Annotated in this window: 7 protein-coding genes, 1 tRNA gene and 1 pseudogene; 4 read left to right on the top strand and 5 right to left on the bottom strand. The window is 66.2% G+C overall.

The features are described from left to right. The 4 genes from HUU96_RS09815 to HUU96_RS09800 all read left to right on the top strand — a co-directional run. Nucleotides 1-685: SDR family NAD(P)-dependent oxidoreductase (locus HUU96_RS09815; protein ID WP_174292635.1), on the top strand; the 685-nt coding region annotated here is incomplete at its 5' end. A gap of 93 nt (nt 686-778) precedes the next feature. Then, nucleotides 779-852 (top strand) — tRNA-Gly (locus tag HUU96_RS09810). A gap of 77 nt (nt 853-929) precedes the next feature. Then, nucleotides 930-1,805, top strand: a complete 876-nt coding sequence (yghU, locus tag HUU96_RS09805) for a glutathione-dependent disulfide-bond oxidoreductase (RefSeq protein ID WP_174292634.1) — start codon at nt 930-932, stop codon at nt 1,803-1,805. A gap of 95 nt (nt 1,806-1,900) precedes the next feature. Next, nucleotides 1,901-2,188, top strand: a complete 288-nt coding sequence (locus HUU96_RS09800; protein ID WP_174292633.1) for a hypothetical protein — start codon at nt 1,901-1,903, stop codon at nt 2,186-2,188. A gap of 34 nt (nt 2,189-2,222) precedes the next feature. Here HUU96_RS09800 and HUU96_RS09795 read toward each other — a convergent pair whose 3' ends face one another. The 5 genes and pseudogenes from HUU96_RS09795 to HUU96_RS09775 all read right to left on the bottom strand — a co-directional run. Further along, entirely contained in the window at nt 2,223-2,711 is a 489-nt protein-coding gene (locus HUU96_RS09795) for a DUF3299 domain-containing protein (RefSeq protein WP_174292632.1), read from the bottom strand. 82 nt (nt 2,712-2,793) lie between these two features. Then, nucleotides 2,794-3,429 carry a TetR family transcriptional regulator gene (locus HUU96_RS09790; RefSeq protein ID WP_174292631.1) on the bottom strand — a complete coding sequence of 212 codons (636 nt, stop codon included), beginning with the start codon at nt 3,427-3,429 and terminating at the stop codon, nt 2,794-2,796. A gap of 1 nt (nt 3,430) precedes the next feature. Then, nucleotides 3,431-4,219: an SDR family NAD(P)-dependent oxidoreductase gene (locus HUU96_RS09785; protein ID WP_174292630.1), complete on the bottom strand. Its 789-nt coding sequence runs from the start codon at nt 4,217-4,219 to the stop codon at nt 3,431-3,433. Between the two features lie 86 nt (nt 4,220-4,305). Beyond that, nucleotides 4,306-5,703 carry a methyl-accepting chemotaxis protein gene (locus tag HUU96_RS09780; protein WP_174292629.1) on the bottom strand — a complete coding sequence of 466 codons (1,398 nt, stop codon included), beginning with the start codon at nt 5,701-5,703 and terminating at the stop codon, nt 4,306-4,308. Nucleotides 5,704-5,780: 77 nt separating this feature from the next. Beyond that, nucleotides 5,781-6,103, bottom strand: a pseudogene (locus tag HUU96_RS09775) (beta-galactosidase GalA); the annotation flags it as partial.

Here is a 6,103-nt window from a genome sequence, read left to right as displayed (position 1 = left end):
GGTGATCGCCACCGGTCGCCGGCTCGACCGGCTGCAGGCGCTCGCCGACGAAGCCGGACCGGACCGCGTGTTGCCGCTCGCCCTCGACGTCACTGACCGCCCGGCGATCGTGGCGGCGCTGGCCGCGCTGCCGACGGCGTTCGCGGCGATCGATTGCCTGATCAACAACGCCGGCCTGGCGCTGGGGTTGCGGCCAGCACAGGATGGCGATCCCGATAACTGGGACCGGATGATCGATACCAACTGCCGCGGCCTCGCCCATGTCACCCGCGCGGTGCTGCCGGGCATGATCGCACGCGGGCGCGGTCATGTAGTCAACATGGGCTCGGTCGCTGGGTCTTACCCCTACCCGGGCGGCAATGTGTACGGCGCGACCAAGGCGTTCGTGCACCAGTTCAGCCTCAACCTGCGCAGCGACCTGATCGGAACGCCGGTACGGGTCACCTGCATCGAGCCGGGCATGGTCGGCGGCACCGAGTTCTCGGCCGTGCGCTTTGGCGGTGACGAGGCGAAGGCGGCGTCGGTCTATGCGGGGATGCAGCCGCTGACCGCCGACGATGTGGCGGAGACGGTGTGGTGGACGACCAATCTGCCGCCGCACTTCAACGTCAATACCATGGAGATCATGCCGGTGGCGCAGAGCTTCGCTGCGTTCCAGGTGGCGCGCGATGGAGGGCCGGCATAGCCTCGCGGCGACGTCGCTGTTGACCATCGGCCGACGAATATGTCACTGCCGATGCCGGAGCCCGCTTCGGATTGGCAGGTGAGCGCTTCCAGCGCGGGTGTAGCTCAATGGCAGAGCAGAAGCTTCCCAAGCTTACGACGAGGGTTCGATTCCCTTCACCCGCTCCAGGCTTGAACTTGCGTCATTCGCTGGTTGATCTTGCCGGATCATCGCCCACTTCTGATGCTCTCTCGGAGAGCAAGCCATGACCGACGCGCCAGCCTATACGCCGCCCACCATCTGGACCTGGAAGGATCATGGCGGCCAGTTCGCCAGCATCAACCGGCCGATCGCCGGGGCGACGCATGACAAGGAGCTGCCGGTCGGCAAGCATCCGCTGCAGCTCTACTCGCTGGCGACGCCCAACGGCGTCAAGGTTACGGTGATGCTGGAGGAGCTGCTCGCTGCCGGCCATGCCGGGGCCGAGTATGACGCGTGGCTGATCCGCATCAACGAGGGTGATCAGTTCGGTAGCGGCTTTGTCGAGGTCAATCCGAACTCGAAAATTCCGGCGCTGATGGACTACAGCGGCGAAACGCCGGTGCGCGTGTTCGAGTCCGGTGCGATCCTGCTCTACCTTGCCGAGAAGTTCGGGGCGTTCCTGCCGACCGATCATGCTGCGCGTACCGAATGCCTGTCGTGGCTGTTCTGGCAGATGGGCAGCGGGCCGATGCTGGGCGGCGGTTTCGGCCATTTCTACGCCTATGCGCCGACCAAGATCGAATATGCGATCGATCGCTTCGCAATGGAGGTGAAGCGGCAGCTCGACGTGCTCGACCGGCGACTGGCCGAGCATGAGTATCTGGCGGGCGACGCCTTCACCATTGCCGACATGGCGGTGTGGCCATGGTATGGCGCGCTGGCGTTGGGCGAGGCCTATGGCAAGTCCGGCGAGTTCCTGCAGGTGCAGGACTATCGGCACGTCCAGCGCTGGACTGCGCAGATCGCGGCGCGCCCCGCCGTTCAGCGCGGGCGGATGGTCAATCGCGCGATGGGCGATCCTGCCGGCCAGCTGCACGAGCGGCACGACGCCGCGGATTTCGAGACCCGCACGCAGGACAAGCTTCAGCCTGCGGCCTGACGCCCGTGCCGCCGTCCGCCGTGTCGCCGATCGTTGGCCGGAAACCTGTAAGCCGATCCTTCGTTGACCGGCGGCATATTACAGGGAGAAACCGAATGAAGACGCTCGCGACCGCCGCCATGGCCCTGCTGATCGCCGCGCCGGCCGTTGCGCCGCCCGCCTTTGCGCAGACCCACCGCTATCACGGACGCTCGCACTATCGCTGCAAGACCAGCAGCGGCACCACCGGCCTCGTCGCCGGCGGCGTCGGTGGCGGCTTGGTCGGTCATGCACTGGGTGGCGGCACCGTGGGTACGATCCTGGGCGCGGGCGGCGGTGCGTTGCTCGGCCGTCACCTCGACAAGAAGCACGACGCCGCGCAGAACCGCCGCAACGGCTGCTGACGCCGGCAACGGCGGTCGTCCGACCGATCAGGGCCTAGAAGATCTTGGCAGACTTGAGGCGGTAGAAGAGCCCGCGATCGCTGTTCGCGACGAGTTGAAGCTTGCCTGACACCGTGATCGGGGCATCGGTGTATTTGACGAACTTGTCGCTGAATACTTCGATGGCCTCGGTCGGTTCGTTGGGCGGGCAAAAGGGGCAGGTGGCGCTGCGCCGGGTCAGCACGAAGTGCGTGGACGCCAGGTCGACGCCCACCGGCATCATGAAGCCGGTGATGACGAAATCCTGATTGTCCATCTGCTGCAGGATCGGCCCGAACCTGGCCGTGTAGATGCCGGCCGCGGTATCGGCGGTGACCTTCGCGTCATGAAGATCAAGCCAGCGGACATCGTCGCGGTGCGCGAGCAGGCCGTTGCCGTGAGGACCCCATTGCTGGGTCGAGCCGACACTAACCGCCAGCGCGGAGCAGGGCTGGCCGACCAACAGGCCGAGGAACACCGCCGAGAGCGCCTTCATGATCTTCATCGCGTCACGCTATCATGTTGCGTCGACAAGACAACTAGCGGCGTAGGGATGTTCCGCCTTGGTCGGCTTCTCGATTACGGGGCTATCCAGGCGCGGCCAGAGCGCCTCGCCAATATTCCGTCAGCGTCTCGACCAGCTCGGTCGTGAAATCGACCTGGAACAAGGGGAAGCCCTCCGGCGGAGTTTCGGCATCGTCGCCGAAGGTCTGCCACAATCCCCGCGTCAGGGCGTAGCTGCGCATCAGCAGCTGGCCACCGCGCCCCGCGGGCAGGGCAAGATGCTCATCCACGACCGCGCCCGCTGCCGCTAACCGCCCGGCCAGCTGCCGCTTGAAGTCATGCAGATGCTCAGGCGGAAGGTTGCGCTCCACCGCGCCGCCCAAGGCGTCGAGGCGCAGCAGTTCGGGAACGCGGCCGAGATAGTCGACATAGCCCGCGATGAAGCCCGCGACCTTGCCGGCCCGGCTCGTGGCCGCGGCGAAGATCGCGGCGGCGTCGGCCAGCACCCCGTTCCATCCGTGCAACAACAGGTCCGCGAAGATGGCCTCGCGAGTTCGGAAATACAGGTACACCGTACCCTTTGCCACCCCCGCGGTTGCGGCGATCCGATCGACGGTCGGCAGGTCGCCATCCCCCGATGCGAACAGCTGCGCCGCCGCGGCCAGCAGGTCGTCGCGCCGCGCCCGCTTGTCGTCACCGGCGCGGGCGCGTCGTGCCACCCTAGGCTTTCGCGCCGTTGGTCATATTGAAGGTCATCTTCGCGGCGGCGTGCCGCGTCATGAAGCGCGTGCTGAACGCCGCAAGCCGGTTGATCCGCCCCGCAACGACGCTCGACTTGCCACGGAACAGCGCGTCGAGCCCGATCTTCGCCACCTCGGCTGGTTCCAGCTTGCTCGCCTCGAACACCTTGGGCGTCTCGAAGTCGGCGACGGCGTTGAAGCCGGTGTCCATCAGCCCGGGACACACCACCGTTACCGTGACCTTTGGCCCAAATTCGACGTTCAGCGCCTCGCCGAGCGACAGGACATAGGACTTCGAGGCACTGTAGGCGGCCAGCAGCGGGCCAGGCTGGAACGCGGCGAGGCTGGCGGTCATCAGGATGCGTCCCTGTCCCCGCGCTGCCATACGCTGGCCGAAGATCTGGGCCAGCTCGGTCAGGCTGACGATGTTGAGCTGGAGCATTCCGGCCAGTCGCGCGGGATCATGGTCGAGGAAGCGGCCGCTGAGCCCAAACCCGGCATTGTTGACGAGGATATTGGGTACGATACCACGCGCGTCGAGCCTCTCGGCAAGCGTCCTGGCGCCTCCCGCCGCCGACAGGTCGAGCGCTTCGACGACCGCGTCGACGCCGTGATCGCGCTTCAGGTCGTTCGCCAGTCGCTCCATCGGTTCTGCCGTCCGGGCGGTGAGGACGATATTGCTGCCCCGCGCGGCGAGGGCCTTGGCGAACTCGATCCCAAGGCCGCTCGACGCACCGGTGACGAGTGCCCAGGAGTTGGATTTCGGCATGACGGTTCCTTTCCTTCGTTCATGGCCCGAAGTAAGTGACCGTTGGTCATTTACAAGGCGCTGCCACCGCGCTGATCGGTTGGCACTCAATCGCAGAGGTAGGAACACTCGAAGTCGCCCCACCGCCGGCCGCCGATGATCATCGGAATGGCGACGTTGCGCGCGACCTGGTAATTGCCGTTGCCGGCATTGCGGCGATAGACGAACAGGAAGAAGGGCGCGGTGCTCGCCTTGGCAACCTTGTCCATATCGCCGAAGAAGAACCGGCCGTGGCGGCACCAACGGTCGTCATGGTCGTAATTGCCGGTCGGTCGCCGGTTATACTCCGACGTGCAGGTCGGCAGATAGCCGTTCACGTCGGTACAGGCCGCCGACAGGATGGCCGGGGCTCCGCCGACGAACTGCTCCAGTTCGGGTGCCCAGCATCGATCCGCAAAGGCGTTGAGCCTGGTCGTGAACCGTTCGGGTGCCGATCCCGCGATCGGCTTGTAGTTAAAGTCGAACAGCGTCGCCATGTCGAGCTTGCCCGCGGCAAGCGCGGCTTCGGTCATTGCGACGAAACGGTCGCGCTGGGCCATGGCAAGATTGATGAAGCCATGATCGTGGGTAAGCGCGCCCGCCTGCACCGCGTCGTTAAACGCGCCGTTCGACGACACCTCCATGCGCAGGACCTTGGCACGCGTCGTCTCGATCATCGCGGCATTGAGCTCCGCCGCAGTCGAGTAGCCGCGGAGGCGCTCCGTCGCGTCATCGACGTGCGAGCGGATATCGGCCGCGTGTTCGGTGACGTCGGCGGCTTGCTGGCGCACCCGCCCGACCAGCTCCGCCGCCTCCGTCATGGTCTGGGACACGACCGCGAACTGATCCTCCGCCTGCCGGCTGCTGCGCACGCCGGCCTTGATGCTGGAGACAAAGTCGCTGGCCTCCTCCGTCAGCGCGGCGACCGTGCTCTTGATGGTCTGCGTCGCCGCGCTGGTGTCGCGCGACAGGCGCTTGACCTCGGCGGCGACCACCTCGAAGCCGCGGCCCGCTTCGCCCGCGCGCGCCGCCTCGTTCGTTGCGTTGAGCGCCAGCATCCTGGTCGTGCGGGCGATCGACTCGATCGCGCCGACGACGTTGCCGACCTTGACGATGGCATCGTCGAACCGCTCCATGCGCGATCCCAGCTGTGTGACCAGCGTGATCAGGCTGGCGAATTCGGTGATCGACAGCTTGATCGTATCGTGGCTCTGCAAGAGGCGGTCGAGCGTGTCGGCGGACAGCGACCGCGTAAGGTCGGTGGCCTCGGTGATCGCGCTCTGCTTGGTCTGCAGCTCGGCGATGACCGTGTTGAGGTCGCCCAGCGCGGCCAGCTGGGTCGCGATGCTGGCGGCAACGCTCAGCATCTCTCCCGCAGCGTCGGTGCAATCGATCGCGAGATGACCGATCTCCCGAGCGCTTGCGTCAAGCTGCTGCTGGTTACGGCTTTTGACTTCCTGGAACATGCAATGTTGCGTATCGCGGCATAGTTAAGGACGGGTAAGGTTCGATTTCGGGCGGCCACCCGCTGGTCCATATTGAACTAAACTCCGGGCCGCGCCGCTCGCACCGACCGCAGCGCGATACGCGCGACGGCCGGTTTCATGCCCGGCGAGGATGCGCGGAGCATCAGCGTCGCGGTGTCCGGCCGACCCGTCACGATCGCCTGCGCCAGCCCGTTATACAGGCTGCGCGCCGTGCCCTTGTCGGGTTCATGGCTGTTTGGGTCGCCATTGCCGAGGCCGAGGATGGTGCCGCCGTCGATGGCGAAGCTGATCGGCAGCCTGGCGGTCGGCACCGGGCGGCCGCGATCGTCCACCGCCGCGACGGTGACCGGCACCGCATCGCACCCGTCGCCCACGATCG

Source organism: Sphingomonas bacterium, assembly GCF_903644135.1.
Classification (GTDB): domain Bacteria; phylum Pseudomonadota; class Alphaproteobacteria; order Sphingomonadales; family Sphingomonadaceae; genus Sphingomonas.
Note: the sequence above shows the minus strand (reverse complement) of the source record. Positions and strands in the feature narration are given on the sequence as shown.

What these genes read in the sequence shown, in the direction of transcription:
- yghU (WP_174292634.1), top strand. Translation starts at nt 930, where the DNA reads ATGACCGACGCGCCAGCCTATACGCCGCCCACCATCTGGACCTGGAAG.
- HUU96_RS09795 (WP_174292632.1), bottom strand. Translation starts at nt 2,711, where the DNA reads ATGAAGATCATGAAGGCGCTCTCGGCGGTGTTCCTCGGCCTGTTGGTC.
- HUU96_RS09800 (WP_174292633.1), top strand. Translation starts at nt 1,901, where the DNA reads ATGAAGACGCTCGCGACCGCCGCCATGGCCCTGCTGATCGCCGCGCCG.
- HUU96_RS09785 (WP_174292630.1), bottom strand. Translation starts at nt 4,219, where the DNA reads ATGCCGAAATCCAACTCCTGGGCACTCGTCACCGGTGCGTCGAGCGGC.
- HUU96_RS09780 (WP_174292629.1), bottom strand. Translation starts at nt 5,703, where the DNA reads ATGTTCCAGGAAGTCAAAAGCCGTAACCAGCAGCAGCTTGACGCAAGC.